This is a genomic window from Flavobacterium sp. LAR06, assembly GCF_041946075.1.
Classification (GTDB): Bacteria; Bacteroidota; Bacteroidia; order Flavobacteriales; family Flavobacteriaceae; genus Flavobacterium.
The window spans coordinates 105,061-130,983 of the sequence record NZ_JAUTYT010000002.1 but is presented as its reverse complement, the minus strand read 5'-3'; the positions used below and the strand labels follow the sequence as shown (position 1 = coordinate 130,983).

The following is a 25,923-nucleotide window of genomic DNA, read 5'->3' as shown; positions in this document are numbered from 1 at the left end:
AAATCTAAAATCATGAATCGAAAATATTATTTTTTTAGAATTTTACTTCAACTGGTTTATCTGCTCCTGTAGAAGCTTCAAAATATGGTTTTTCTTTAAGACCATACATTCCAGCTAATATATTTCTTGGGAAAGTATTAATGTTATTGTTATAAGGTTTAACAGCTTCATTAAAACGGGTTCTGGCTGTTAAGATTTGATTTTCTGTACTGGCTAGTTCGTCTTGTAATTTCAAGAAGTTTTCATTTGCTTTCAGGTTTGGATATTGCTCAACACTCACTAATAATTTAGATAATGAAGAGGAAACACCTGATTGTGCTGAATTGAATGCAGCTAATTGTTCCGGAGTAACGTTTGATGGGTCAATTGTAATTCCAGTGGCTTTAGCACGAGCTTCAATTACAGCTGTTAAAGTACTTTTTTCATGTTCAGCATATCCTTTTACAGTACTAACTATATTTGGGATAAGATCATTTCTCCTTTGATATGCAGTGTTAACATTTCCCCAGCTTTCTTTCACTTCCTGATCAAGTGTTACTGCTTTATTATAAATTCCAGAAGCCCACATGTATATTCCAATGATAACAACAGCTCCAATAATCCAAGGCAAAAATCTTTTCATGTGTATTTAATTTAAGTTTGTTAGTTTTTGATTTATTATTATAATTCGTTCTTTATTTCGTTTAATTGTGTTTTTATGGTCTCTAATTTACGTATTATTTCGAATTTATCTAATGTTTTCTTTTGTCCTTCTTTTAAATGTGTTTTCGCACCTTCTAACGTAAAACCTCTTTCTTTAACTAAATGATAGATCAGTTGCAGGTTGGTAATGTCTTCTGGCGTAAACATTCTGTTGCCTTTGGCATTCTTTTTAGGTTTCAAAATATCAAATTCACTATCCCAAAACCGTATCAATGATGCATTGACATTAAAAGCTTTGGCTACTTCGCCAATGCTGTAATATCTCTTATCCTTTGAAAGCTCAATATGCATGTTTTTTAATTTTCTATTTTAATCCAAAAATAACACTTTTTAAAGTATTAATCTAATGATTGGTTTTCCTGGTTTGCCATTTGTGAAATCGCCACATATTCTACAGCCGAAATATTTCCGTAATAAAAATTCAGCGGATTTACGACCTTTCCATCTTTATGAACTTCATAATGGCAATGCGGGCCTTCAGATCTTCCGGTACTTCCTACGTAACCAATAACATCGCCCCGTTTTACTTTTTGCCCCGGTCGGCAATTGTACTTGCTCAAATGCGCGTACAAACTTTCATAGCCAAAACCATGCCTGATTACCACATGATTTCCAAATCCGGAAGCCGAATTATCAGCTCTTGCTACAACACCATCGCCTGTTGCATAAACCGGAGAACCGGTATTGGCGGTGAAATCCATTCCGTTGTGCATTTTTCGCACTTTCGTGAAAGGATCAATTCGATATCCAAATCCAGAAGCAACACGTTTTAAATTTTCATTCTGAACGGGCTGAATCGCCGGAATTGCCAATAACAAATTGCCTTTTACGCTGGCTAATTTCAAAATTTCATCTAATGATTTGGACTGAATCGCTAATTCTTTTGACAGTTTATCAATTCGTTTTGTGGTATTCAAAACCAATTGCGAATTGTTATAGCCTTCTAAATCTTTATATCTTTTAGGATCCCTAAATCCAGCTTTTCTTATAGAATCCGGAATTTCTGTTTTATTAAAATAAACTCTGTAAATATTATTGTCTCTGTTTTCTAATGCTTCGGTTACATCATCAATTTCATCCATTTTTTTATTCAGAATAGCATATTGCAATTTTAAATTTTCAATTTCACGTGCCTGTAAACGATCTTTTGGCGTTTCAAAAAAAGGAGTGTTAATTAAAAGAACAAAAACCAGGAAACCAAACAGTGCCGAGGCTAATAAAAAGAGCAATCCATAGCCAATTTTCGCCCTTTTTCTGGTTTTTATTTTTGTATAAGCCAGATTTTCTGAGTCGTAATAATATTTTACTTTCGCCATATTTTAAAATACCCTATTTTTGCAGCTTGTAAAATAAGTTAGTCGAACAAATTTAGTAAATGTTTCAGTTGTTCGCCTCTTTTTTTTAAGTTAAAAAGCAATTAGATAATTAGATAATTGAGTCAATTAGATAATGTAGTAATAGGGTAATTTATTGTTGACGGAGATAAATTTTAAATAAGAATTATCTAATTGACACATTATCAAATTGGCACACTCATAAATTGACCCATTAATAAAAAAGATACATTTTCTTAATTAAATATGAAATCACAAGACGTACGTAAGCAATTTTTAGATTTTTTCGAGAGTAAAGGACATACAATTGTTCCTTCAGCTCCTATTGTACTTAAAGATGACCCAACCTTAATGTTCAACAACTCGGGTATGGCCCAGTTTAAAGAATATTTTTTAGGAAACGGAACTCCAAAAAGTCCAAGAATTGCCGATACGCAAAAATGTCTTCGTGTTTCAGGAAAACATAATGATCTTGAAGAGGTTGGTATAGATACGTACCACCACACTATGTTTGAGATGCTAGGAAACTGGTCTTTTGGTGATTATTTCAAAAAGGAAGCTATCAATTGGGCTTGGGAATTATTGACAGAAGTGTACAAAATTGATAAAGACATTTTGTACGTAACTGTTTTTGAAGGAAGCGAAGAAGAAAACGTTCCTTTTGATCAGGAAGCTTACGATATCTGGAAAACTTTAATTGCTGAAGACAGAATTTTACTTGGAAATAAAAAAGATAATTTCTGGGAAATGGGAGATCAGGGACCATGCGGACCTTGTTCTGAAATTCACGTTGATATTCGTTCTGCTGAGGAAAAAGCAGTGACTCCTGGAAAAGATTTAGTAAATAATGATCATCCACACGTAGTTGAAATCTGGAATAATGTATTCATGGAATTCAACCGTAAAGCTGATGGTTCTTTAGAAAAATTACCTGCACAGCATGTTGATACCGGAATGGGATTTGAGCGTTTGTGTATGGTTTTACAAAATGTACAATCAAACTATGATACAGACGTTTTTACACCGCTGATCAAAGAAATTGAATCCATTACTGGAACAAAATATACAATTAAAGCTTCTAACGAAGCGGAGGAAAAAGTAAATATCGCCATTCGTGTTATTGCAGATCACGTTCGTGCCGTAGCTTTTGCTATTGCCGATGGTCAGTTGCCTTCTAACACCGGAGCGGGTTATGTAATTCGTAGAATTTTGCGCCGTGCAATTCGTTACGGATTTACTTTCTTAGACATAAAAGAACCATTTATTTATAAATTGGTTGAAGTTTTAAGTACGCAAATGGGAGGTTCTTTCCCGGAAATCAGAACACAAAAATCACTTTGTGCTAACGTAATTAAAGAAGAAGAAAATTCATTTTTAAGAACATTAGACCAAGGTTTAATTTTGTTGGAAAATATCATTTCAAATTCTGCAGAAACAACAATTTCTGGTAAAAAAGCATTTGAATTATTTGATACGTACGGTTTTCCAATCGACTTAACAGCTTTGATTCTTTCAGAAAAAGGATTGCAGTTAGATGAAGCTGGCTTCGAATCGGAATTGCAAAAACAAAAAGAGCGTTCTCGTGCGGCTTCAAAAGTAAAAGCAGGAGACTGGCAAATTTTGATTGACGATGAAGATGAAGAATTCATTGGTTACGACCACACTGAAGCGACTGTAAAAATTACACGTTACCGTAAAGTAGAAAGCGCTAAAGACGGTGAAGTTTTCCAAATCGTATTCAACATGACACCTTTTTATCCGGAAGGTGGAGGACAAGTAGGTGATAAAGGATATTTTGAAGCTTCAAACGGAGATGTAATCTATATTTTTGATACTAAAAAAGAGAATAACGTAATCATTCATTTCGCGAAAGATTTGCCAAATAATTTATCTGAAACTTTCAGAGCTGTTGTAGACAAAACGATTCGTAAAAGTTCTTCTTCAAACCACTCTGCTACACACTTAATGCACCAGGCATTGCGTCATATTTTAGGAACGCATGTGGAGCAAAAAGGATCTTTGGTAAACCAGAAAAATTTACGTTTTGACTTCTCTCATTTTTCAAAAGTAACGGACGAAGAATTACAGCAAGTTGAAGATTTCGTAAATGCTAGAATTCAGGAGCAATTGCCACTTATCGAAAGAAGAAATGTTCCTTTTAAACAAGCAGTTGAAGAAGGTGCAATGGCATTGTTTGGAGAGAAATACGGAGATAATGTTCGTGCAATTAAATTTGGAGACAGTATGGAGTTATGTGGAGGAATTCACGTAAATAACACTGCTGATATCTGGTATTTCAAAATTGTAAGCGAAGGGGCTGTAGCCTCTGGAATCCGTCGTATAGAAGCGATCACATCTGATGCTGTGAAAGAGTATTTTGCAAGTCAGGCTGATAAATTAAAAGAAATTAATGGTGTATTGAAAAATGCACAAGATCCTATAAAAGCGGTTATTTCATTGCAGGATGAAAACGCTAAATTGAAAAAACAATTGGAAGCTTTATTAAAAGATAAGGCTAAAAATATGAAAGATGATTTAGCTAAAGAATTGCAGGAAATCAACGGAATCCAATTCCTGGCAAAACAAGTTGATTTGAATCCGGAAGGAGCAAAAGACTTAGCGTATGAATTAGGAAATTCATCTAAAAATTTATTTTTAGTATTAGCAACAGCTGAAGAAGGAAAACCAATGCTGACTTGCTACATCTCGAAAGAATTAGTAGCAGAGAAAAACCTAAACGCAGGACAAGTTGTTCGCGAATTAGGAAAATACATCCAGGGAGGAGGAGGAGGACAACCTTTCTTCGCAACTGCAGGAGGTAAAAATGTTGACGGAATCGCAGAGGCTTTGGCTAAGGCTATTGAGTTTGTGAAATAAGGCCCTGAGAAGCTAAAGAGCTAAGGATCTAAGGTTTTCATGCCTTTAAAATAATAAAAGAAAACCCCTTTCATTTAAGATGAAAGGGGTTTTTGTGTTTTTAGCCCATGGTTTCAACCGTGGGATGCGCAACGTAATAATGAATTTTGTTACAACGGTTGCAACCGTTGGCTATCTTTTTACAATATTCAATTTTCTATCTTCAATCTTCGACGAGTTAAAAGTGAAATTGCATTTCCTGTTTGCAGTCTATAATTTCATAGCTTAAAAAACTTAGAACCTTAGTTCCTTTATTTACGCTCCCCAATCTGTTGACGCCACATAGCGTAATACAAACCTCTTTCAACAATTAAATCTTCGTGTTTTCCTTGCTCGATGATTTTTCCTTGTTCCAATACAAATATTTTATCTGCATGCATTACAGTTGATAATCTATGCGCAATTAAAACCGTGATTCTGTTTTTATCAGAGATATTTCTAATAGTAGCATTAATTTCTTCTTCCGTAATAGAATCTAATGCAGAAGTTGCTTCATCAAAAATCAATAGATTCGGGTTTCTTAAAATAGCTCTGGCGATTGATAAACGTTGTTTTTCTCCACCGGAAACTTTGATTCCACCTTCACCAATTGTGGTATTTAAACCATCTTCAGCTCGTCTTAATAATTTTTCACAGCTTGCTCTTTTTAAGGCATCGTATAAATCATCATCGGTTGCATTTGGTTTTACAAATAATAAATTTTCGCGAATTGTACCAGAGAATAATTGTGCATCTTGCGTTACAAACCCTAGTTGTTTTCTTAGATCTAATAAGTCAATTTCGGTTGAATCAATTTCGTTATACAAAACCTGACCTTCAGCAGGTGTATATAATCCGACCAATAATTTTACTAAAGTTGTTTTTCCCGAACCTGATGGTCCAACAAAAGCAACGGTTTCACCTTGTTTGATGTCGAAATTAATGTTCTCAACCGCTTTGAATTTAGCTGTTTTATGTTGGAAACTTACATTAGAAAAAAGTAAAGATTGAATTGCTCCAACGTGTTTTGGATTTTTTGGGCGGAATTCCTTCGGAGCACTTAATAAAGTTTTGAAGTTTTCCATAGAAACTTTGGTTTCATTCAAAGCAATAATGAAATTCCCCAACTCTTGTAAAGGACCAAAAATGAAAAAAGTAAAAAATACCATGGTCAATAAATCACCTACAATAATTTTATTTCCAAATAAGAAATAGTACAAAGTAAAAACAACACAGGTTCTTAGAAAGTGAACGGTAGTTCCCTGAATAAAGCTCAAACTTCTGATAAAACGGATTTTCTCCAATTCTAAATGCAGAATTTTAAAGGTATTTAGGTTCAAACGTTTCTCTTCCTGATAGGTTAATCCAAGACTTTTTACAAGCTCAATGTTTCGTAAACTTTCTGTTGTAGAACCCGCCAAAGCATTAGTTTGATTCACAATTTTCTTAGAAACAACTTTAATCTTTTTTCCTAAATAAGAGCTCACCAAAGCAATAATTGGAGCTGTGATTAAAAAGATAATCGAAATGCGATAATCGATTCGGGCAACATAAACGATTACAAATACAAATCCGATTACGGTTTGAAAAATCAAAGAAATCGAAAGTGTAATTAGTTTTTCAGAATCAGAACGCACTTTGGTTAGTTTACTCAAAGTTTCCCCGCTTCGTTGGTCTTCAAATTCGGCAAAAGGCAAATCAAGCGATTTTTTAATTCCGTCAGTATACATCTGAGCTCCAGTGCGCTGAATAACGACATTGGTGAAATAATCCTGAAAATTTTTGGTGATTCTTGAAACCATTGCAGCACCAAGCGAAAGTCCAAGCCAGAACGATAAAGATTTAATAAAACCGATTTCATTTCCTGCATATTTGTGTAATCCTACACCACAATCCTGCATTAATTTACCGGTAATAATAGAATCAGATAAACTGAAACAGATGTTTATAGAGGCCATAATCAAAGCAAAAAATAATAGCATTTTATGTTTGATTATATACAAATATAATAATTTCATATAGAAGGGATATTAAAATAGAAGATGCAAAAGTAGTGAATAGTTTGGCTTTGTAGAGATGGTTATTTGTTATTAAAAATGTAATTTTTTTAAAATGTAAAACTAATAGTGTTTTCTCTTTAATTTTGAGTGTGTTTTTATTTTTGTACAATACAGCACTTGTGTATGTTGTTTGTTTTTAATGTGTTAGAAATTGCTGGAGTCATTATTTTTTTTAATGCGGAATCCCGTAAGGTTTTGATTTAGGGTTGTATTACGTTTGCAGTAATTATAAATTTAACCCAAATCAAAATGAAAAAAATTTTATGCCTTTTTAGCGCTTTATCAATGGTGCTTATTTCTTCTTGTTCTAGCGACGATTCTTCGACAGATGGAGCATCTGAAACATTATTGCCCAAAAAAATAGTTGAAACAACTGTTGAAAATGGAGAATCAGGAAGTCTTACCTACACTATAACTTACGATGGTAATAAATTGAAGGATATTGCACTTTCTGATGCTTCAAGATCTGTTTATACTTATACAGGAGAAGTTATTACAAAAGTTGAGTCTTATAAATCGGGTATTTTACAAGTTACTGAAGTTTATGCATATGAAGGAGGTAAATTAGCTTCTAAAATTACTGTAAGAGAATCTGATAAAACTATTCAGGAAAAACTAACTTTCGTTTATAATGCAAATGGTGCAATTACTTCAAAAGTATCTGATATAATAAATAATGTAGAGATTCCATACGACACTACTACTACTTATTTTTTTTCAAACGGAAATTTGGTTTCGACAGAATATGTTAACGGTCTAAAAGAAAAAATTACAAGTACATTTGATGATAAGAAAAGCCCTTTTACAAATATTACAGGCGTAAAGCTTTTATTGGACTTAGATGATAATTTTGATTTTTCATCAGTAAATAATACAGTAACAAATACTATTGTAACTTATGATAGTGATGGGAATGCTGATAAAACTGTATCTACAACGACAACTAATAAATATAATGATAGTAATTTTCTTATAGAATCTTTTGTAGGAGATGCTATTGATTCTGAGAAACTAGAGATTGTTTATTAATTAGTTTTTGTCGAAAAAATCTCCAGTAATCAATTATTTGATGCTGGAGATTTTTTTTGCGTGATAAATGGATTTGAAGCCGCATTAATTCATAACCCAATCCCATTATCAAAATAAAATATATAAACTCTCAATTAATCCTGATACTAATTTAGAAACAAAAAGTAGTGAAGGCAGTCTTAATTATAAAGATGGTAACCTTGTTAAAGATCAGTTTAAATATGGCGTTTCTGTTTCAACCAGAGTTTATGAATATGATACCAAAAAGAAAAACTCTTAAAAATATTTTGGGACTTGATTTGTTATTAAAAGAAACGGAATGCTCGACAAATAATATATTAAAAATTACAAGAACAGATAGTGTATTACCTGATTCGAGTGTTTATTTGACAAGTTATATTTATAATGATAAAGATTATCCAACAAAACAAACATCATTTACAGGTGAAGGTAAATCAATAGAATATGAAATTGAATACACTTACGAGATAAATAAAAGTAAAAGGCAATGCCTCAATAACGGAGGTTTTTGTTATTATAAATGTATAATTTTTCACAAATGAAATTTGGCAGTGTTTTTTTTATGTCTTGACTACTTTATTTTTTTCGGAACATATTTTATAACATTTCAAAAAAAAGAAGAAAAAGACTAATTTTTTGTATGGTATTTTGTTTTTTTTAAATTCATTTATTTTCTAAGTAGCTTGTTTTTTAGTGTTTTAACTGGTGCTTGAGTTGTGTTATATATTTTTAATGTGGAATCCCGTAAGGTTTTGATTTAGGGTTGTATTACGTTTGCGGTAATTATAAATTTAACCTAAATCAAAATGAAAAAAATTTTATGCCTTTTTAGTGCTTTAACCTTATTACTAACTTCTTGTTCTAGTGATGACTCTTCTTCTTCCGATTCTGACGCGATTTTACTTAAAAAAGTAGTTTTAACTGGCACAGGCGGGAAAACAACAGTAAATTATACATATGACGGAAATAAGATTGTAAGTGTGATTGATGATGCTAAAGAAATAAACATGCATTACACTTATACTGGAGATTTAATTACTAAGATTGAATTTAAACTTCCTGACGGAACAGTAGAGCAAACAAATACATTTACTTATACTGATGGAAAATTAGCAACTTTTTTAAGAGTTGAATATGATAATGATGAGTTAAGAGGGTACAAAGAAGTTTACACATTTAATTCAAATGGGACAATTTCGGTCCAATCATACAGTGGTGATGACAAAACTCAAACAGATGCTAGTGGAACATCTACAATTACATTTGCTAATGGAGATGTATCTGAAATTACAAGTACAAATTCACCAGATCATAAATATGTTTACGACAGTAAAAACAATGCAGCTAAAAACATTTTAGGATTAGATAAAATTTCTTTTGTTGATGGTGAAGGAACTGGCGTTTTTCATAACGAAATTTCTGATACTGCTGATGGAGATGTTTGGTCTACTTACAGCTATAAATACAATGAAGCAGGTTACCCTGAAACGAGTATTGATAATGTAGAAGGAGATGATTATACCTCAGAATATTTCTATTAATATATTAAAATAGAAGTTATAAATTAAAGTCAGGAGTAAATGAACTTCTGGCTTTTTTTGTTTGTAAAAACAATCAAAATTTACGCAAAATAATCTTTTACAATTCAGCACCTAAATTTCCTACTATTATATAACCTATTTAAAATGAAGAAAATTTTATACCTTATTGGAATCATGACATTTGTCTTAACCTCTTGCTCAAGTGATGATTCTAGTGAGATTTTTATAAAAAAATCCAAACTAACAAAAATTGTGTATGTGACTCTTTCAACTGGCGCGTATTCTTCTGTAGATTTTAAGTATGATGGTAACCATATTAAAAGTGAGACTTATAATGATGGTACATACGCTATCTATACTTATGAAGGGGATTTTATAACAAAAAAAGAAATGTTTTCAGCAAATAAACAACTAACATTTGAGACAGAATATAAATATATCGACGGAAAGCTGGCTTCAAAAACTGATAAATATCCAAATAACGGCGGTTATTTAAGTAGAATTAAATATAATTATAAAACAGGCATTGTTTATTCTGAGCAATTTACTGTCATTGAAGAGACGGGAGAGGAAATAGAATTTGATCTTTTTGGGACATTTACCTATAAAGAAGGAAATTTATTAAAATCGGAACTGAGAACTTCTATTTCAGAGTCAATTTATACATGTGAATATGATACAAAAAATAATCCTTTAAAGAATATTACAGGGATGAATCTTCTAACAGATAAAGATTACCAATCATCATTTAATAATATTACTAAATTATCTGGGGACGGATATTTGGATACTTTTACTTATGCTTACAACGAAAATGATTTTCCAACCCAAAGTAAATGTTTTGATAAAGAAGGCGAATTAAAATGGACAGCACAATATTATTATGAGCAAGAATAGGTGCTAAATATACCCAACCTCATTTTTTAATAATCAGATAAGTTATTTCTAGTTTAGAGATTATTCATTAAACACACCCGGAAAAATAAAGTACAAAAAACAAATACTTCTGTATTTGGTTTTTTTATTGATGAAAATTCGTGAAATTCGTTTTTCAATTCAAAGTCATGCAATTCAGAACCCAAATCCCGCTATCAAAATCTAATAATCCAATCGATTATAATTCGAAAGTACTTTCTTTTGGTTCTTGTTTTGTCGAAAATATGGCGGAGAAATTCGATTATTTTAAATTTCAGAATGAAACAAATCCTTTTGGAATTATTTTTAATCCGCTCTCCATTGAAAAAGTAATTGAAAGAACGGTTCAGGAAAAATGGTTTACAGAAAAAGACGTTTTCTTTCATAATGAACGTTGGCATTCTTTTGAAGTACATTCGGATTTAAGCAATTCAGACCGACAAGAATTACTTGAAACTTTAAATAAAGCGATTTCAGAAACGAATAAGAAATTAAAAGAAGCAACTCACATTATTATTACATATGGAACATCCTGGATCTACAGAAATCTGGAAAGTGAAGAGGTTGTTGCCAATTGTCATAAAGTCCCTCAAAAACAATTCTCAAAAGAATTATTGCCGACTGATGTGATTCAGAAAAGCATTCAAAATACAATCGATTTAATTCAGACTATAAACCCCAACGTAAATTTCATTTTTACGATTTCACCCGTACGCCACATCAAAGACGGCTTTGCAGAAAATCAACTAAGTAAATCACATTTGTTTACAGCATTGCATCAGGTTTTAAAAATTTACAGTTCACAATTTATAATTCACAATTATTTCACTTCCTACGAAATCATGATGGATGAACTTCGTGATTATCGCTTTTACGCCGAGGATATGTTGCACCCCAATCAGGTTGCTATTGATTATATCTGGCATAAATTCAGTGAAAATTATATGACGGAAGAAAGTATTTCTGTAATGCAGGAAATCTCAGAAATTCAAAAAAGCCTACGCCACAGAAGCTTCAATCCTGAATCAGAACAGCATCAAAAATTCCTTTCTAAACTTCGGCAAAAAATACATGCATTAGGCGAAAAATGGCCAAATATCAAATTCTAAAAACAATTTCTTACTGTTTTAGCACCTTCGTGGCAAAGTCTCAAAAGTAGGAAAATAATTATTTGTCCATAAAATTCTAGAATATTTGGTCGAAATTGTGTAAATTGTTAAAGTTTAAATTTTTCAATTTTGTAAACTGTAGAGAAACAGCCTTATAATAACGCAATTTTAATCTAACGTGTTTTATTGACGTATGAATACCAAAACAATTCATTTTCTTAAAAAAACACTACGTATACTGCTTTGGTGCGTGGGCTCTATAATTGCACTTTTACTTCTAGTTGTTATATTAATTCAGGTGCCGTCCGTGCAGAATTTCGTTAAGGACAAAGCGATAACCTATCTGCATGATAAAATCAAAACTAAAGTTGCATTAGATCATATTTCGATTAAATTTCCAAAAGATGTAGTCTTGGAAGGTTTTTATTTTGAAGATCAAAAGAAAGATACCTTGCTGGCTGGTAAACGTTTAGTGGTTGATGTCGACTTGTTTAAATTGGTCAGCAGTGAATTGGAAATCAACTCGGTTTCTTTAGAAAATACTACAGTCAATATTTCCAGAAATAAGGGAGGTGTTTTCAATTTTGATTATATCATAAAAGCTTTCGAATCAAAGGAACCTGAAAAACCAAAAGACCCCGATAGTAAGCCTTTTGAAATATCGGTTGTAAAAGTAAATCTCGATAACATCAAATTCAATTTTAAAGACGATTATTCTAAAAATGATGTTCGCGTAAAACTGACGCATTTTGATACGAAATTCAAAGAATTCGATTTGGACAAAATGAATTTTGATATTCCGAATATTGCTTTAAAAGGATTAAAAGTAGTTTTGAATCAGGATGTTGTTGAGAAAATCGCTGAAGTTTCAGTAAAAACGGTTGATACAATTTCAAAAAGAAAAGACTTTAGTTTAAAACTTCGAAAAATCAGTTTATCACAAATTGATCTTTTATATGATAATAAAGATTCAAAATTAGACTCCGGAATCAAACTGGGCAATCTGGATTTGTCAGTCAATAAAATTGATATGAACCATCAGTTCCTGGATTTTGATACTTTTGAAGTAAAAAATCTAAAAGGTAATTTGCGTTTGGGTGCAAAAGACAAACAAATTCAGGCACCGAGTTTAGATACAACGGCAATCAAACAATCGGGCTGGAAAGTAAAACTGGCCGATGTCAATTTAGAAAATATCGCTTTCAAATTTGATGATATGCAATCAAAACCTGTTTCAAAAGGAATTGATTACAGCCATATGGATTTGGATAAATTCAATTTTAAGGCCGAGAAATTATATTATGGGAATGATACAATTTCAGGAAATATAAAAGCACTTGCCGTAAACGATAAAAGCGGATTGCAGATTCAGTCTTTAAAAACCAATTTCTTTTACGGTCCTAAAAATGCGTCTTTAGAGAATTTTTATTTAAGAACACCGCAAACGCTTCTTCAAAATAAAATAAAAGTGGCCTATCATTCGCTTGACGCTTTAAAAAAGGATATTGCGAATCTGAGTCTGGATGCGAATTTGAATCAATCGAAAATTGGGTTTAAAGACATTTTATTATTTGCTCCAGATTTACAGAAAACAAATCCGTTTAAAAGTAATCCGAATGCGATTTTGTATTTAAATACCCGCTTGAGCGGAAAAGTGAAAGATTTGAATATTCCGCAGTTTGAAATGAGCGGAATCGGCACCACAAAAGTTTCCCTTTCGGGGAAGATTAAAGGTTTGCCTGATGCTCAAAAAGCGTATTACGATTTAGATATTAAGAAACTTTCAAGTACTTCAAAAGATATTTATGGATTTGTGCCGGCGGGAACAATTCCGAAAAATATTCAATTGCCTTCTCAATTGAGTTTACAGGGCAAATTCAAAGGTTCAGTTCAGAATTTCAAAACGAATTTAGCTTTAAACAGTAGTTTCGGAAATGCAAAAATAGATGCTTTATTTGACCAACGCGTTAAGAAAAGAGAGAAATACGATGCGACTGTTTATTTATTGGATTTTAATTTAGGTAGATTAATCAAAAACGATTCGATCGGAAAAATTACGCTTAAAGCGAAAGTAAAAGGCAAAGGTTTAGATCCAAAAACGGCACAGGCCAATTTTGACGGTTTGGTTCAGAAAGCTGTTTTCAATAAATATACCTATAGAGATTTAGCTTTAAAAGGAAATATTGAAAACGGTTCGTTCGCAGTAAAATCCGGAATGAAAGACCCGAATTTGAATTTTGATTTAGTCGCGAGCGGAAATACAAAAGATAAATATCCATCTGTTCAATTAAAATTAAATCTGGATATAGCCGATTTAGAAAAACTGCATCTTCATGCCGGACCAATGAAACTGCGTGGAAATGTTGATGCAGATATTGCCAATAGCAATCCGGATTTTTTAAACGGAAAGGTGTTTCTTTCTAATATTCAGGTTTTACAGGACAAAGAACCAATTGTTTTAGATTCCATTAGAGTAATTGCTTTCTCTGATGAAAGCCGAAATAATATTAAAATTTCATCTCAGTTTTTGAAAGCTGAAGTCGATGGAAAATACAAATTGACCACTTTGGCTTCGGCCGTAAAAAAATCATTGTCAAAGTACATCGATTTAAAGAATCCGAAAGTAAATGGTGAATCGGATGAACAGCGTTTGGCTTTTACATTGACGGTTGACAATGATCCCGTTCTTTTTAAATTAGTTCCAAAATTAACGGGTTTAGAGCCTTTAAAAATCGAAGGAAAATACAATAACGTAACCGATTCTTTAGAAATTAAAGGAACGATTCCAAGAATTGTTTATGGGGATAATACAATCGCTGACGGAAAAATCAATATCGAAGCCAAAGAAAATGCCTTGGAATATCAGATTTCCGTAGCCACAATTGAAAGCGGTTCTTTGAAAATTCCGTTCACAAGTTTATCTGGAAAAATCGAAAATAATATTTTGGATTATGCATTGGAAGTAAAAGATGCAAAAGACAAACAACAGTATTTTATTGCGGGTGAATTTAAAGCAGAAGATTCTAAAAACATTTTCAAAATTGATGCAGAAAACTTTGTGCTGAATTATGATAAATGGAATATCGATCCAGAAAATGTTGTTGAATTTGGACCCAAAAGACTTTATATCAATAAGTTTTTTTTAGTAAATTCCGGAAATGAACTTAAAATTCAATCGCAGGGAACTCCGGATAATGCGCCATTACAAGTTGATTTTGTAAATTTCAAAATCGAGACGATTATGAATATCGTCAAAAAAGATAAATTGTTAATGCAAGGTTTGATCAATGGAAATGCTGTTGCTGAAAATGTAATGACAAAACCAACTTTTACATCAGACATAAAAATTGATGATTTTGCTTTTAAAGGTGAACCAGTGGGTGATATTGCGGTAAAAGTGGATAATAAAACCAATAATGTATTGAACGCCAATGTCACACTGACAGGAGAAGATAATGACGTAAACTTGACTGGAACATACGCTATTGCAGATGGAAACCTTGATTTTAATCTAGATTTGAATAAACTAAATATTAAAAGTATTCAGGGTTTCAGTATGGATAATATTAAAGAAGGAACCGGATATTTATCTGGTAATTTCAAAATTACAGGAAACGCCAGCGCACCAAAAGTAAATGGAGAGTTGAATTTTAATGATACAGGTTTCAGAGTAGCAAAATTCGATTCGTTTTTTAAAACAAAACAAGAGAAAATAACGCTTCAAAATGATGTAATTACTTTTGATTCTTTTACTTTCCATGATGAAAACGATAATGAACTGACGATAAACGGAACCATTAAATCGGCAGATTATACCAATTTTGATTTTGGCCTGACCGTTGTCGCAGATGATTTTAGAGCGATTCATTCTAAGGAGAAAGACAACGATTTGTTTTATGGAGATTTGATTTTAGATACCAAACTGAACATTAAAGGAACACTTGAAAATCCTGTTGTTGGCGGTACTATCAAAATCAAGGACGAAACTAAATTTTCAGTTGTTTTGCCACAGTCCGATCCATCAATTGCAGACCGAGAAGGGATTGTCGAGTTTGTAGACGAAGACAATGTGTACCTCAGACAAACAGCTGAAATGAAAGCAAAACTGGATCAGTCTGAATTGCTTGGTATGGACGTGAATGTTGCGATTTCAATAGATAAAGAAGCTGATCTTACATTGGTAATTGATAAAGGAAACGGCGATTATTTGAATCTAAAAGGCGAAGCGGAATTGACAGGTGGAATTGATCCTTCAGGAAAAACAACTTTAACAGGTAAATATGAATTCTCGGATGGTGCGTATGAAATGAATTTCAACATGATCCGAAGAAAATTCAATATACAAAAAGGAAGTTACATTATCTGGAACGGTGAACCAACGATGGCGAATGTAAATATTACGGCGATTTACAAAGTAGAAGCGGCACCAATCGATTTACTCGGAAATCAGTTAGGAAGTGAATCTCAAACCACTAAAAACACCTATAAACAAAAAATACCATTTCAGACTTTATTGAAAATGAATGGCGAACTAATGAAGCCGGAAATCACATTTGATATTGTTTTGCCAGACGGAAATTATGATGTGTCCTCTGCGATCGTAGAAACTACACAGCAAAAATTAGAACAATTGCGACAAGAGCCGGCCGAATTAAACAAACAAGTTTTTGCTCTTTTATTATTGAACAGATTTATTGGTGAAAATCCGTTTGCGAGCGAAAGTGGTGGAACAAGTGCAGAGTCATTGGCCAGACAAAGTGTGAGCAAAATTCTGTCTCAGCAATTGAACGATTTAGCTGGAGAATTAATCACTGGAGTTCAGTTAGAATTTGATCTGGAATCTACAGACGATTACACTTCAGGAACCAGAGAAGACAGAACGGATTTAAATGTCGGAATTTCTAAAAAATTATTGGATGACAGATTAAAAATTACAGTTGGAAGCAGTTTCGCAGTCGAAGGCCAGGAAAGAGCTAATGAAGAAAGTACCAATATTGCCGGAGACGTCGCACTAGATTATCAGTTGACCAAAGACGGCCGTTATATGCTTCGCGCTTATCGAAAAAATGAGTATCAGGTGGCGGTAGAAGGTCAGGTTATTGAAACCGGAGTTGCTTTTATTATTACGATGAGTTACAATAAATTCAGAGAACTGTTTCATCGCACTTTAGCAGAAAAAGAAATGATTCGAGAAGAGAAACTGCGTAAAGAAAAGAAAAAGCAAAAAGAGAAAGAGGATAAAGAAAAAGACGAAAATCAATTAGAAGGAGATGAACAAAAAACATAATAATAGGAGAACGAAATATATCAGGTATTTTATTGCGCTATCCTTATTTTTTGTTTTTGGATGCAGTAATACAAAATATCTGCCAGAAGGCGAATTATTGTACACAGGTGGTTCTGTGACAGTGAAAGATTCTGTTATAAAAAAGAAGGAAAGAAAAGAACTGGAGAAAGAGCTGGAAGGATTGTTGCGTCCTAAACCAAACAAAGGCTTTTTAGGATTGCGACCTAAATTATGGTTTTATAATATTGCCGGAGAACCTAAAAAACAAAAAGGATTTCGCTATTGGTTACGTACAAAAGTGGGTGAACCACCAGTGCTTTTCAGTAAAGTTGATTTAGATTATAATGCATCCGTTTTGCGAAATTTTACTGAAAATCGCGGTTACTTTAAAACGCGTGTCAGCGCCGATTCTACAGCTAAAAATAAAAGAGCAACTGCAGAATATACTGTAATACCCAAAAAACAATACATTATTAAAAGTGTGACTTTTCCTGATGATTCTCTGGCAATGTCAAGAATAATTGGAAGATCAAGTCGAAGAAGTTTGTTGAAAGTAGGTAAACCTTATGATTTGGATGTTATTAAATCTGAACGCGAACGTATTGACGCCAGACTTAAAGAACGCGGCTATTATTACTTTAATCCAGATTATATTTTAGCGCAGGTTGATAGTACAAAAGGAGATCATGAAGTAAAAATTAAACTGGTAATAAAAGCTGATGCACCGCCAAAAGCACTTACAGCTTATAAGATTAATAAAATCATCGTGTATCCAAACTTTTCTATTTCAAAAGATAGTTTGAAATACAAGCCGGAAGATGTGGTTCAGTACAAAGATTTTACTATTATCGATACCGCTGATACTTTTAAACCCAGAGTTTTTGATCGTGCCATTTATTTCAAAAAAGGAGATTTATATAACAGAAAAGACCATAATTTGACGTTGAATCGATTTGTCAACCTCGGAACGTTTAGTTTTGTAAAGAATGAATTTAAACCTTCGGAAAGTTTACCGAAGACTTTAGATTCGTATTACTATTTAACGCTACTGCCAAAGAAATTTATCCGTGTTGAGGTTTTAGGGAAAACGAATTCGGCCAGTTATACCGGTACAGAACTTAATGTAAATTGGAACAACAGAAATTTATTTCGAGGAGCAGAATTGCTGACCGTTTCTGTTTTTGGAGGAGCCGATTTTCAGCTTTCCGGAACGAATAACGGTAAAAATATTTATAAGGTGGGAACAGAAACCAGTTTAACCTGGCCGAGATTTATTGTTCCATTTTTTCATGTTGAAGGCTCGAGTGAATATGTGCCGAGAACCAAAGCAACAGTGAGATACGAATATCAAAATAGAACGCAATTGTATGCTTTAAATTCGTTTAAAGCGTCATACGGTTATTTGTGGAAAGAGAATGTCCGAAAAGAACATCAGTTGAATTTGATGGATATTACTTATGTGAGTCCAAATCATGTCACGGCAGAATATTTAGCGGATGCTGAAGAGGATGAATCATTAAAAAAAGTGATCGAAAAACAATTGATTTTTGGACCAACGTATACCTATACCTATACAAATACAATGCAAAAACGTAAAAAGAATACGTTTTATTTTAGTGGAGAAGCTGATTTGGCTGGAAATGTCACAGGTTTAATTACGGGAGCAAATGTCAAAAAGAATGATACGATCAAAATATTTGATGTTCCATTTAGTCAATATGCAAAATTTCGAGGAGACTTTAGGCACTATTTAAAACTCGGAAAAGAAAGTCAGTTGGCTAGTAGAGTCATTCTTGGTGTCGGAATTCCGTATGGTAATTCAGGTGTGTTGCCAACATCCAAGCAATTTGTAGTTGGTGGAACCAATAGTATTAGGGCTTTTAGAGCGCGATCAATTGGACCCGGAAGTTATTTGAATACTGAAACTTCAAATAATTATTTACCAGATCAATCAGGAGATTTGAAGTTGGAATTCAGTACCGAATACAGGGCAAAACTTTTTAGTATTGTAAAAGGCGCTGCATTTATTGATGCCGGAAATATTTGGCTGATGAATAAAGATCCGGATAAACCAGGGGCCGAAATATCTAAAGATTTTATGAAAGAAATTGCGGTAGGCGCCGGAGTAGGATTAAGGTTCGATGTTTCGTTCTTTATTTTAAGAACCGATTTAGCATTTCCCTTAAGAAAACCTTACCTGCCCGACGGCGAAAGATGGGTAATAAAAGATATCGATTTTGGAAGCGGACCCTGGCGAAAAGAAAACCTGATTTTGAATATCGCCATTGGATATCCATTTTAAAAGACGATCGCCACGAATTCACGAATTTTTTTAATACAAAGTTGATAAGTTAAGATCAAATTTTACAAATTTTAAATTCGTGAATTCGTGGCCATCTTTTGATTTACCTTTTCAAAAAAAGAAGTAAATTGGTCTAATAAAATAAAGTAATGCAAAATACACTCAAAAGAATTTTAGTTTTAGCTTCAGTCGTTTTCTTAATCATTTTGGCTTTCAAATTTTGCCAATTTAAAAAAGATGATGATAAGGATATTGAATACAATACCAATTTAATTCAACAACAAATTCTAAATGTCGGTAAATTGGTTGTTACCGAAGGGCATTTCTCTGAAGTGATTACGTATAAAAATCAGCAGAAATATTTTCTGGATATGGTTTCTTTTGAGAAGAAAGCACTAGTTGTTGTCAATGCAAATGTTACGGTTGCCTATGATCTCCATAAAATGAAATACGACATCGACGAAAAAAACAAAACCATCACGATTTTAAATATTCCAAAAGAAGAGATTACCATCAATCCCGATATTAAGTTTTATGATGTAGAGCAAAGCCAGCTGAATCCGTTTACGGGAGAGGATTACAATAAAATCAATAAATCGGTAAAAGCGAATCTGGCTAATAAAATTGAAAACTCATCTCTAAAAACAAACGCTCAAAACCGATTAATAAGCGAATTATCGAAGATTTTGATTTTGACAAACTCCATGGGTTGGAAATTGCAATACAATGGAAAAACGATTGAATCTGAAAAAGAATTTAATCAGGATTTGAATTCAAAGTTGTAAAGAAAAAAGAATCTCGCGAAGTCGCAGACTCGCAAAGTCTTTTACTTAAAATAATATACTTTGCGACTTCGCGAGATTAAATCTGCATAAACCAGATAAAAAAACTTTGTGTTTTTAGTGCCTTCGCGGCAATTCCCTAAACGGCTTCTTTATCGAAAATCAAATCCAGTCCGCCTGAAATCAAATGTGCCACTTCAGGACGTTTTTCTTTCAATTGATCCAGATAAACCAGTACTTCTTGTAATAATTGCTTTTCATCAGAATCCTTCAAAAGCTCTGCAATTTCAACAGAAAGCAACCAATCGTTTGAATGACTATTTTTTAGTTTTTCAAAAACAGATTGTAGCTCAGATTTTGAATCTTTATTTTCTCTTATAGAACGAACAGTTTGATAAAGAACTTCTAAATCATCACGTTCGTCTGTATGTTTTGCTTTTATCGTTTGAGAAGTCGGAACAATATTAATCAGGTCAAAACTGTTCACATCGGCTGGGCCGGAAAAAGCAGAAACTACTTTTTTACCAATAGCCATATCATAATTTCCCCAATCAGGCTGGAACAAAATCGTTTCGCCATGGGTGACGGTACAATTTCTGAAACTAATTAAAATAATTTCTCCATGTAAGTTTCGGGAGCCTGTAATGATTTCTCCTTCAACAATAATATTGCCTTCAAATTCTAGTTTTACGGTTTCGTTTTCTACGATACTATAAGCCTGTAAATCCTTCGGGCTCATATCTTCGATCGCCAAATTGAAACCTTTTAATTTCCCAATTGGACTACCAAATCCGTGTGGATGTGTCAAAGTTCCGTGACCCACTAATTCTTTTTCACGATATGATAAAGCTGTTTTTCCAGTAGTCTGAATGTAAACTGGTTTTCCTTCTTCTTCCAGAACATTGGTAAAAACACCAGAAATTTGTAAACCTGTACTTAATTCAATAGTCCCTAAAGCATTCGAATGAATTAATTTCTGAATTCCGGAAAGGCCTCCCGTTCTTAATGCCATTTTATTTGCAAATTCTTCTAAAATCAAACTTAAATAAGAAAAATTTGGTGTTACATAAAGTTGAGGTTGTAACTGCGTAATATCAAAATTTTGATTCGCAGCCGAAATATCATAAGGGATTTTCTTTACGTTATCGGTCATACACCAGGCGCTTTCTCCGATAGAAGAAAGTAAGCCCGCACCGTAAATTTTTGGATCTTCAATTGTTCCAATTAAACCATATTCTACTGTCCACCAATGTAGGTTACGAATCTGAGCCATTTCTGATAATTCGCCCATATTGTTTTGCAAATCGGCAACTGCTTTTTCTGCTTCATCAATTTTTTCCTGAGGCGTATCTTCTGCTTCTTTCAAAATCGAAAGCAAACGAATCGCTTCGTACATCTGATAATCTTTGTGAGATGAAATCGCTTTACAACCAATTTCTCCAAAACGTCTCAAATATTCTGCATATTCAGGATTTGCAATAATAGGAGCGTGGCCGGCACCTTCGTGAATAATATCGGGTGCAGGTGTATATTCAATATGTTCTAATTGTCTGATGTCTGAAGCAATAACCAAAACGTTATAAGCTTGGAATTCCATAAAAGCATTTGGCGGAATAAAACCATCAACAGCAACCGCCGCCCAGCCAATTTCAGTCAGAATTCGGTTCATTCCGTACATGCTTGGAACCGAATCAACTTCGATTCCCGTTTTCTTCAAACCATCCAAATAAGAATGATGGGCCACTTTTGATAAATAATCTACGTTTTTGCGCATCACATAACGCCAAACCGCCTGATTAATTGGCGTATAATCGCTATAATCCTGTGGCTTAATAAATTGCTTTAAATGTTTCGGCAATCGCTCTAATAACGGGTTTGTCTCAATATTTGGATTCATTTCGAAAACGTTGTAGATTTAGAATGTAAAATTACGAATTTAAGGCGCTAATTTTTGCTATTCATCACAATTTTTTTGTTCGAAAGTGTTTTTTATTGAAGTTTTGATAGATATTTTATTTTGAGATGTATGTGGTTTTTCAGAAGCTATTTCCTGCTGTCCTTCCAAACGAAATTCACTGAACTCCGATTAGAATAAATATAAAGTGAAGTAATCATTTGGGGTGAACCCCATCACAAAAGGATTTTCCCTCCCATCAGGGCTAGGTGACTCGTTTTCAAAAATTGTTTTTTAAATTATAGAAATAATAATTTTCTAGCAATCATTATTTTCATAATTAACTTTTTCCATTTTGGCTTCATAAGAGTCTGTTTCTTTTTTAGTCATTTTGGCTTCTTTCAGTTCTATTTTCAATTGTTTTTTGCTGTCAGAACTTATCCATAAACCAGTAAAATTAGTTTCGTCTTTTTTCAAAATCATAACGCCAGTAAAACCATGTTCCACTAATGCAAACTGATTCTCGTTTTTGGTATTTTGGGTAATGTCCAATTGAGTCCAACTGCCGGATTTGTCGTAGCGGTACATGGCAGTATACATTAAATCGGCTGTGCAGGGGTTTTCTTCTGTCTTAATAAAAAAAGTAACGGCTATTTTTCCATCAATTGTGCCTTTGTATAAATTGCTTTTAGAAGTTTGAGCATTTGCAGCAATAATGATAGAGAGAAAAAATAGAAGAGATAGTATTGCTTTTTTCATGTTTTATTAAAAATTGTTCCCGCCAAATTTAGTTATTTAGAAATACCAATAGAATTAATTTTTATTGATTTTCTAAATTTCTAAAATAATCAATTTTATGATTGAACATATACGCCATGTTTTCGGCCCTCATTTTTGCTTCTTCCGTAATCGTTCCTGCAAAAAGCCCATCAATTGAAGAATTAAAAAGAAAAACCCAACGATCAAAATGCGTTTTATCTACAGGTAATTGTTTATGCGGAGGAAAAGGAGTGCCGGAATAAGCACGAACATCAAATAATATAGTCTGCCAAAAGCCATACATTTTTTGTAGATGCATAGGCCAGCGGTCTTGTAGCTTATCATTAAAAATTGGCCCAAGAAGATCGTCTTGTCTAACCTTGTCATAAAAACTGTTAACCATTAATTGTATGTCTTCAATGTTAGAAATATCTTTAAGTGTTTCCATGTTCTCTATATAAAATGAAGTACAAAAATACGATTTAACTTTATCTCCATTGAATGATATTTGTCATTTGTCTCATCTATAATTTTGTTAGAAAATTTAAAGCTTTTGTAAGAAAAAGTAAATAAGTAATTTATTGATTTTCAAAAAGTTGAAAAAGTACAATTTTGAAAGTAAGATTTTTGTTTCTTTTTATTATTGTAATAGATTAAAAATCAATAACTTGAAAAAATAGTAGATAAGTTTTTGTAAAGGTATTTTTTATGTTTGATGTGTATTTGTAAAGTTTATAATTTATCAAATTAACTAAATTTAACATAATATTGTTTGATATTAATAAAATTAATCTTAAAAAATAAGAAAAATTTAATTTTTAAAAACTTAAAAACCATGCGTAAAACTACCCAAAAACCTACAAAAAGAACCAATTTAATTATAATGACGCAAGTCCTTATAATAATGCTGTTTATTACAACGGCAAAAGCACAGACTGTTACTCCATGGATAACTAGTGGAGATCAAACCAAATTACTGCAACAACAATCAACTGTCAGTTTCGGAACCAATTCAGGAACTAATCCTTCTACTGTTACGATTAATGCCGGGACGACTTATCAAACTATGGATGGCTTTGGTTACACACTAACTGAAGGAAGTTGTGAAGTAATCAGCGGTATGGCTGCAACTCAGCAAAACCAGTTATTAAACGACTTATATAATCCTACAACGGGTTTAAATGCAAGTGTCGTTCGTATTAGTATTGGAGCTTCAGATTTAAGCAGTTCTTCTTATAGTTACAATGAAACTTCAGGAGATACAAATATGAATAATTTCAGCCTTAGCGGGCCTGATTTGACCTATTTAATTCCGATTATCAAAAAGATACAACTTATTAATCCAAACATTAAAATATTAGCGACTCCATGGTCAGCTCCGCGTTGGATGAAAACTAATAATTCATGGGTTGGCGGAAGTTTGCAAACACAATATTATGCAGCTTACGCCAAGTATTTTGTAAAATATTTTGATGCTATGGTGGCACAAGGAATTTCGATTTGGGGAATCACACCTCAAAACGAACCGGAAAATCCGAACAACGAACCAAGTATGTTGATGAATTCAACAGAGCAAAAAAACTTTATCAATAACCAACTTGGCCCGCAAATGGCAGCAGCCGGATATGGTGGAATTAAAATTATAGCTTTTGATCATAATTGTGACAATACAGCTTATCCTATTGATGTTTTAAATAATAGCAGTTATGTTGATGGTGCGGCATTTCACTTGTATTTGGGGAATATTTCAGCTATGTCAACCGTACGAAATGCGACAAATAAAAACGTTTATTTTACAGAACAATATACAGGATCGGGAGGAAGTTTCAGCGGAGATTTTGGCTGGCACATGCAAAACGTTGTTATTGGCAGCACAAATAATTGGGCAAAAACAGTATTAGAATGGAATGCAGCTAATAACCCAAGTTTAGGGCCACGTACTCCTGGTGGATGTACAACTTGTTTGGGTGCAGTGACGGTTAACAATAGTACAAGTTATACTAAAAATGTGGCATATTATATTATTGGCCAGATTTCGAAATTTGTAAAACCTGGTGCTTTAAGAGTTTCTTCTTCAAGTACTAGTGGGACTATTCTTTCTACGGGATTTAAAAACCCTGACGGATCGATTGCTCTTTTGGTGTACAATTCTGGTGGATCAGCGAATACAATCAAAGTTGTTTCAGGATCATCAGCATTTAATTATTCGGTTCCGGCTTCATCAGCAGTTACTTTTAATTGGGCAACAGCTAGTCCGGTTGCAGTAACAAGTGTGAGCGTTAGTCCAACTTCGGCTTCCATTTCGGCTGGATCAACAACGCAATTAACAGCAACGGTTTCTCCAAGTAATGCGACAAACAAAAATGTAAACTGGAGTTCAAGTAATACTGCAGTGGCAACAGTTAATTCAAGCGGATTGGTTACAGCAGTAGCACAAGGAACAGCAACAATAACAGTAACGACGGTTGATGGATCAAAAACAGCAACAAGTGCAATAACAGTTACGGCTTCATCATCATCTTTTCCGGGTTATTACAACATCATTTCCAGAAATAGTAATAAAGGATTAGATGTTGCAGACAATTCGACTTCAAGTGGCGGACGCATTCAGCAATGGGATATTACAAGCGGAGGGGGGAGTAATCAGCGTTGGAAATTTGTTTCAGATGGAGGTGGTAATTTTTACATTATTGTAAAATCAACGGGAATGTATTTGGCTGTTGAAAATAACGGCACAGGAGATGGATTAAAAGTACAGCAAAAGATATTTTCAGCATCTAACGAATTTAAATGGACCGTTACAAGTCTGGGAGGAGGTTACTATAAAATTATCAATGTGAATAGTGGGAAATCATTGGATGTTGAAAATGTTTCGACTGCAAATGGGGCAAACATTCAGGTTTGGACCTATACAGGTGGATTAAACCAGCAATGGCAGTTTGTTCAGGTTGAATCTACAACAGGAAAAAAAGCCTTAGCAATAGCTCCTACAGAAGAAGAAAGTCAAAATGATATGACAGTTTTTATTAATTCAACAAATGATTATTTAAAAATAGACAGCAATCATAGAGGTAATGCTGATATTGAAATATTTGCTATTAGCGGCCAAAGTGTTTTAAAGAAAATTGTAACTCTTGACGGAAATCAATCTGAAGTTGAAATTCCGAGATTGCCAAAAGGTGTTTATGTAGTGAGAGTGACTGACAATAAAGGATCTTATTCTAAAAAAGTGTTGACGCAATAATTACAAATTTAGGATTCAATTAGTAATTTTATATTTGATTTTAAAAGGC

17 protein-coding genes are annotated in these 25,923 nt (G+C 33.2%); 10 read left to right on the top strand and 7 right to left on the bottom strand.

Going from position 1 to position 25,923, the window contains the following annotated elements; translation table 11 throughout:
- Positions 1 to 34: 34 nt before the first annotated feature.
- From Q7C23_RS03785 to Q7C23_RS03775, 3 genes are read right to left on the bottom strand one after another with little or no spacing between them, the layout of a single operon-like run.
- Positions 35 to 622 (bottom strand): LemA family protein, encoded by a 588-nt coding sequence (locus tag Q7C23_RS03785; protein WP_072975143.1) that lies wholly within the window; start codon positions 620 to 622, stop codon positions 35 to 37.
- 38 nt (positions 623 to 660) lie between these two features.
- Positions 661 to 993, bottom strand: a complete 333-nt coding sequence (locus Q7C23_RS03780) for a MerR family transcriptional regulator (protein ID WP_026985753.1) — start codon at positions 991 to 993, stop codon at positions 661 to 663.
- 47 nt (positions 994 to 1,040) lie between these two features.
- Positions 1,041 to 2,018, bottom strand: coding sequence for a peptidoglycan DD-metalloendopeptidase family protein (locus Q7C23_RS03775; RefSeq protein ID WP_375031247.1), 978 nt, complete (start codon positions 2,016 to 2,018; stop codon positions 1,041 to 1,043).
- Positions 2,019 to 2,282: 264 nt separating this feature from the next.
- On the opposite strand from Q7C23_RS03775, the gene alaS reads away from it, so the two are divergent.
- On the top strand, positions 2,283 to 4,913 hold the full coding sequence (alaS, locus tag Q7C23_RS03770) for an alanine--tRNA ligase (protein ID WP_375031246.1): 2,631 nt from the start codon (positions 2,283 to 2,285) through the stop codon (positions 4,911 to 4,913).
- A 290-nt stretch (positions 4,914 to 5,203) separates the two neighbouring features.
- Here alaS and Q7C23_RS03765 read toward each other — a convergent pair whose 3' ends face one another.
- The gene (locus tag Q7C23_RS03765; RefSeq protein ID WP_375031245.1) at positions 5,204 to 6,949 is read right to left on the bottom strand and encodes an ABC transporter ATP-binding protein; all 1,746 of its coding nucleotides are present in this window, start codon (positions 6,947 to 6,949) and stop codon (positions 5,204 to 5,206) included.
- A gap of 291 nt (positions 6,950 to 7,240) precedes the next feature.
- Here Q7C23_RS03765 and Q7C23_RS03760 point away from each other — a divergent pair, with 291 nt between their 5' ends.
- The 8 genes from Q7C23_RS03760 to Q7C23_RS03725 all read left to right on the top strand — a co-directional run bounded on the left by Q7C23_RS03760 (position 7,241) and on the right by Q7C23_RS03725 (position 19,980).
- Positions 7,241 to 8,020, top strand: a complete 780-nt coding sequence (locus tag Q7C23_RS03760; protein WP_375031244.1) for a hypothetical protein — start codon at positions 7,241 to 7,243, stop codon at positions 8,018 to 8,020.
- Between the two features lie 248 nt (positions 8,021 to 8,268).
- Entirely contained in the window at positions 8,269 to 8,583 is a 315-nt protein-coding gene (locus Q7C23_RS03755) for a hypothetical protein (protein WP_375031243.1), read from the top strand.
- Positions 8,584 to 8,847: 264 nt separating this feature from the next.
- The gene (locus tag Q7C23_RS03750) at positions 8,848 to 9,582 is read left to right on the top strand and encodes a hypothetical protein (protein ID WP_375031242.1); all 735 of its coding nucleotides are present in this window, start codon (positions 8,848 to 8,850) and stop codon (positions 9,580 to 9,582) included.
- Between the two features lie 144 nt (positions 9,583 to 9,726).
- Positions 9,727 to 10,479 carry a hypothetical protein gene (locus tag Q7C23_RS03745; RefSeq protein ID WP_375031241.1) on the top strand — a complete coding sequence of 251 codons (753 nt, stop codon included), beginning with the start codon at positions 9,727 to 9,729 and terminating at the stop codon, positions 10,477 to 10,479.
- Between the two features lie 167 nt (positions 10,480 to 10,646).
- Positions 10,647 to 11,606 carry a GSCFA domain-containing protein gene (locus Q7C23_RS03740; RefSeq protein ID WP_375031240.1) on the top strand — a complete coding sequence of 320 codons (960 nt, stop codon included), beginning with the start codon at positions 10,647 to 10,649 and terminating at the stop codon, positions 11,604 to 11,606.
- A gap of 193 nt (positions 11,607 to 11,799) precedes the next feature.
- Positions 11,800 to 16,893 carry a translocation/assembly module TamB domain-containing protein gene (locus Q7C23_RS03735; RefSeq protein ID WP_375031239.1) on the top strand — a complete coding sequence of 1,698 codons (5,094 nt, stop codon included), beginning with the start codon at positions 11,800 to 11,802 and terminating at the stop codon, positions 16,891 to 16,893.
- Positions 16,877 to 19,195 (top strand): BamA/TamA family outer membrane protein, encoded by a 2,319-nt coding sequence (locus Q7C23_RS03730; protein ID WP_375031238.1) that lies wholly within the window; start codon positions 16,877 to 16,879, stop codon positions 19,193 to 19,195. Before Q7C23_RS03735 ends, Q7C23_RS03730 begins: the two co-directional genes overlap by 17 nt.
- A 149-nt stretch (positions 19,196 to 19,344) precedes the next feature.
- Entirely contained in the window at positions 19,345 to 19,980 is a 636-nt protein-coding gene (locus tag Q7C23_RS03725; protein ID WP_375031237.1) for a DUF4230 domain-containing protein, read from the top strand.
- 136 nt (positions 19,981 to 20,116) lie between these two features.
- Here Q7C23_RS03725 and Q7C23_RS03720 read toward each other — a convergent pair whose 3' ends face one another.
- The 3 genes from Q7C23_RS03720 to Q7C23_RS03710 form a co-directional block, all read right to left on the bottom strand.
- Positions 20,117 to 21,874: an aromatic amino acid hydroxylase gene (locus Q7C23_RS03720; RefSeq protein ID WP_375031236.1), complete on the bottom strand. Its 1,758-nt coding sequence runs from the start codon at positions 21,872 to 21,874 to the stop codon at positions 20,117 to 20,119.
- A 315-nt stretch (positions 21,875 to 22,189) separates the two neighbouring features.
- Entirely contained in the window at positions 22,190 to 22,630 is a 441-nt protein-coding gene (locus tag Q7C23_RS03715; protein ID WP_375031235.1) for a hypothetical protein, read from the bottom strand.
- Between the two features lie 61 nt (positions 22,631 to 22,691).
- Entirely contained in the window at positions 22,692 to 23,078 is a 387-nt protein-coding gene (locus Q7C23_RS03710; protein WP_375031234.1) for a group III truncated hemoglobin, read from the bottom strand.
- 387 nt (positions 23,079 to 23,465) lie between these two features.
- Between Q7C23_RS03710 and Q7C23_RS03705 the strand changes: the two genes are divergently transcribed.
- On the top strand, positions 23,466 to 25,874 hold the full coding sequence (locus Q7C23_RS03705; protein ID WP_375031233.1) for an RICIN domain-containing protein: 2,409 nt from the start codon (positions 23,466 to 23,468) through the stop codon (positions 25,872 to 25,874).
- The last annotated feature ends 49 nt before the right edge of the window (positions 25,875 to 25,923 follow it).

Bases quoted from the DNA above. Each gene is read 5' to 3' on its own strand.
- Q7C23_RS03785 (WP_072975143.1), bottom strand. From the start codon at position 622: ATGAAAAGATTTTTGCCTTGGATTATTGGAGCTGTTGTTATCATTGGA.
- Q7C23_RS03780 (WP_026985753.1), bottom strand. From the start codon at position 993: ATGCATATTGAGCTTTCAAAGGATAAGAGATATTACAGCATTGGCGAA.
- Q7C23_RS03775 (WP_375031247.1), bottom strand. From the start codon at position 2,018: ATGGCGAAAGTAAAATATTATTACGACTCAGAAAATCTGGCTTATACA.
- alaS (WP_375031246.1), top strand. From the start codon at position 2,283: ATGAAATCACAAGACGTACGTAAGCAATTTTTAGATTTTTTCGAGAGT.
- Q7C23_RS03765 (WP_375031245.1), bottom strand. From the start codon at position 6,949: ATGAAATTATTATATTTGTATATAATCAAACATAAAATGCTATTATTT.
- Q7C23_RS03760 (WP_375031244.1), top strand. From the start codon at position 7,241: ATGAAAAAAATTTTATGCCTTTTTAGCGCTTTATCAATGGTGCTTATT.
- Q7C23_RS03755 (WP_375031243.1), top strand. From the start codon at position 8,269: ATGAATATGATACCAAAAAGAAAAACTCTTAAAAATATTTTGGGACTT.
- Q7C23_RS03750 (WP_375031242.1), top strand. From the start codon at position 8,848: ATGAAAAAAATTTTATGCCTTTTTAGTGCTTTAACCTTATTACTAACT.
- Q7C23_RS03745 (WP_375031241.1), top strand. From the start codon at position 9,727: ATGAAGAAAATTTTATACCTTATTGGAATCATGACATTTGTCTTAACC.
- Q7C23_RS03740 (WP_375031240.1), top strand. From the start codon at position 10,647: ATGCAATTCAGAACCCAAATCCCGCTATCAAAATCTAATAATCCAATC.
- Q7C23_RS03735 (WP_375031239.1), top strand. From the start codon at position 11,800: ATGAATACCAAAACAATTCATTTTCTTAAAAAAACACTACGTATACTG.
- Q7C23_RS03730 (WP_375031238.1), top strand. From the start codon at position 16,877: ATGAACAAAAAACATAATAATAGGAGAACGAAATATATCAGGTATTTT.
- Q7C23_RS03725 (WP_375031237.1), top strand. From the start codon at position 19,345: ATGCAAAATACACTCAAAAGAATTTTAGTTTTAGCTTCAGTCGTTTTC.
- Q7C23_RS03720 (WP_375031236.1), bottom strand. From the start codon at position 21,874: ATGAATCCAAATATTGAGACAAACCCGTTATTAGAGCGATTGCCGAAA.
- Q7C23_RS03715 (WP_375031235.1), bottom strand. From the start codon at position 22,630: ATGAAAAAAGCAATACTATCTCTTCTATTTTTTCTCTCTATCATTATT.
- Q7C23_RS03710 (WP_375031234.1), bottom strand. From the start codon at position 23,078: ATGGAAACACTTAAAGATATTTCTAACATTGAAGACATACAATTAATG.
- Q7C23_RS03705 (WP_375031233.1), top strand. From the start codon at position 23,466: ATGCGTAAAACTACCCAAAAACCTACAAAAAGAACCAATTTAATTATA.